The 2,602-nt window shown below is 67.3% G+C and carries 4 protein-coding genes; 3 read left to right on the top strand and 1 reads right to left on the bottom strand.

Annotated features, from left to right (window positions below; all coding sequences use genetic code 11):
- Both WAN71_RS10680 and WAN71_RS10675 read left to right on the top strand, forming a co-directional pair.
- The coding region (locus tag WAN71_RS10680) for an SDR family oxidoreductase (RefSeq protein WP_422225299.1) at nt 1-648 on the top strand (648 nt) is incomplete at its 5' end.
- A 105-nt stretch (nt 649-753) separates the two neighbouring features.
- Nucleotides 754-1,209 carry a hypothetical protein gene (locus WAN71_RS10675; protein WP_422225298.1) on the top strand — a complete coding sequence of 152 codons (456 nt, stop codon included), beginning with the start codon at nt 754-756 and terminating at the stop codon, nt 1,207-1,209.
- Nucleotides 1,210-1,407: 198 nt separating this feature from the next.
- On the opposite strand, the gene WAN71_RS10670 is transcribed toward WAN71_RS10675, so the two are convergent.
- A complete protein-coding gene (locus WAN71_RS10670) occupies nt 1,408-1,584 on the bottom strand; it encodes a hypothetical protein (RefSeq protein WP_422225297.1) in 177 nt (58 codons plus the stop codon).
- 200 nt (nt 1,585-1,784) lie between these two features.
- Here WAN71_RS10670 and WAN71_RS10665 point away from each other — a divergent pair.
- A partial coding sequence (locus tag WAN71_RS10665) for an alpha/beta fold hydrolase (protein ID WP_422225296.1) occupies nt 1,785-2,602 on the top strand: 818 nt, incomplete at its 3' end.

The following is a 2,602-nucleotide window of genomic DNA, read 5'->3' as shown; positions in this document are numbered from 1 at the left end:
GCGTGTGACTGCGCGGTGGCGGCCTGCGACGTGCCGGGCGCGCCCGTCGGCGACGTCACGGCGGTCACCGCGACGTTCGACGTTCGCGACCCGGCGGCCGTGCGCCGTGGCGTCGCCGACGCGATCGAGTTGCTCGGCGGCTGCGACGCGGTGATCGCCAACGCCGGGATCGTCGACACGATCCACCGCGCGGAGCGCTTCTCCGACGAGGAGTGGCGCAAGGACATCGAGACGAACCTGTCCGGCGCCTTCTGGGTGGTGCAGGCGGCGTTCGAGGCGCTGCTGGCCTCCGGCGACGGGCGCATCGTGCTGATCTCCTCGGTCGCAGCCGAGATCGGGCTCCCCGGGCAGGTCGCCTACGGGGCGTCGAAGGCGGGGATCGTCGGGATGGCGCGCACGCTGGCCGCCGAATGGGGTCCCCGCGGGATTCGCTGCAACGCGGTGATGCCCGGCATGATCGCCACCCCCAAGGTGCGCGCGATGCCCGCCCCCGCGCGAGATGGCGCGATGACCCAGATCCCGCTCGGCCGGTTCGGCGAGCCCGCGGAGCTGGCCGGGGTCGCCGCCTTCCTGCTCTCGCCGGCGGCAGCGTACATCAACGGAACGGTCCTTAGGGTCGACGGCGGGTTGGGCCTGTCGATGCGGTGACTTGGGCCACTGACCGCTAGTAGCCGCTGGCGTTCCTTCGCCGAGCAGGGTATACTGCAAATAGTGAACGTAACCGTCTACAATCTAGCGAGGACCGAACCCGCCATGTACACCGCGCAATCGCCCGTTGACGAGCTCACGACACATCGGTTGGAAAGCCCGCTCGAGGAGTTGGTCCCGGCGCCGGTGGTGACGCGAATGCGACGACTGCGCTTGGCGCTGATGGTAGGCGCGGCGATCGGGCTGATCCCGTGGATCGTGTTCTTGGTGAGCACCCTGCCGGCGACCTACGTTGCGCTGGGATTCGATGTCTTGCTTGTCGCATTCGTGGTCACGACCGCGGTGCTCGTTTTCCTTCGTCGGCAGGTGGTGCTGCTGACCGCGTTCACGACCGGTGTGTTGCTGATCAGCGATGCGTTGTTCGAGGTGACGACGGCCGGCCCCCACGACCTGTGGGAATCCGCGCTGACGGCGACGCTCGTCGAACTGCCGCTGGCGGTCATCCTGATCACCACCGCGCTGCGCATTTTGCGGCTGACCGTGATGAACACCGCGAGCTGACCGGACTTCCCCGCCTACCGGATGCCTAGGTAATTACTGGAGGGAACCCGCCCACTGGAGCGGGACCAGCTCGCCGTAGTCCGCGTCCAAATGATCTGGCCGTCCCCGGGCCCCCTCTCCCCGGGGGCGGCACGATCGTCGCTGGGCGGACATCGCCTTGGCGCGCCATCCCGACTAAGCCGGATGCCGAGGGACGTGTTATGCCGCAAGGCCGGCGGCCCAGGCGTGAACCTGGGCATCACTACCGACGATTTGGGTCTTGATCGTCATGGAGGGCGCGTAGAGCGTGCCCACCCAACGTCCCATCTCAAAATCCACCCGCAGCACCCCACCGTCGGGCAACCTGTGATGCCCACTGCGCATCGCTATGCCCATTCGTCACTCCGATCGGTGTCGCTGCGGCGGTGAGCCGCTCTCATATATAGATAGACGGCCGAGCATGCGGAAGCGTTCACCGGAGCAAAGTCTGACCCGCGCGGTACGTACAGGCCAGGCTGTGAGCAATCACTAAGTGGAAATACCCGGGGCACTGTCACTCGTGCCCTGGCGAGGGGTGGGATCGGTACGCTCATGCGATGCCGGAAACGTCATACGCCATGTGCGGCGATCTCAGCCTGGCGTATCAGGTGTTCGGCGACGGGCCGGTCGAGCTGATCATCGTCGAGCCGTTCGTCAGCCACATCGAGCTGTCCTGGACCCTGCCCCAATTCAAAGCGTTCGTTGATCAGCTCGCGACGTTCTGCCGTGTTGCCCGGTTCGACAAGGCCGGGGTCGGGCTGTCGGACCCGGTGTCAAAAGTTCGCACGCTGGAGGATCGAGCGGCCGAGGTCGAGGCTGTCATGGATGCGGTCGGCTTCGGACAGGCCGTCGTGTCCGGTCTGAGTGATGGTGGACCGGTCGCCATGATGTTCGCGGCAACGCGGCCCGAGCGAGTGCGGGCGCTGATCCTTCACGGCACCATCGCGTATTGGGGCTTCACGGGGTGGGAAGACATGGATCGCGACCCGGCCGAGCTGCGGTCGCGCTTCCTTGCCGAGCTGGGCGAGGACTACACGCCGTCGATTGAGCAGCTCGCCCGCTTCCAGGAAGGCGGCCGCGCCGTGCGCTCCGGGTGGGGCAGCGGTGTGGCAGCCAGCATCAGCGCGCCGTCGGTCCGGTCGATACGCCAGCTCGCAACGTTGGAGCGCATGTGCGCGAGCCCGGGAATGGCGCGTGCGTCATTCGAAGCGGCGTTTCTGACCGACGTGCGGTCGATTTTGCCCACGCTCACCGCGCCGACCCTGGTCATCCATGCCCGCGAGGACAACGCGGTTCCGGTGCAGGGCGGCCGGTATCTCGCCGACCACATCCCGGGCGCGCGGTACCTGGAGGTCGAGGGTGTGGACCACGCACC

This window comes from Mycobacterium sp., from assembly GCF_049280035.1.
In the GTDB taxonomy this organism is placed as follows: domain Bacteria; phylum Actinomycetota; class Actinomycetes; order Mycobacteriales; family Mycobacteriaceae; genus Mycobacterium.
The sequence above is the reverse complement of the archived record's forward strand: the minus strand, read 5'-3'. Positions and strand labels throughout refer to the sequence as shown.

Bases quoted from the DNA above. Each gene is read 5' to 3' on its own strand.
- WAN71_RS10675 (WP_422225298.1), top strand. From the start codon at position 754: ATGTACACCGCGCAATCGCCCGTTGACGAGCTCACGACACATCGGTTG.
- WAN71_RS10670 (WP_422225297.1), bottom strand. From the start codon at position 1,584: ATGGGCATAGCGATGCGCAGTGGGCATCACAGGTTGCCCGACGGTGGG.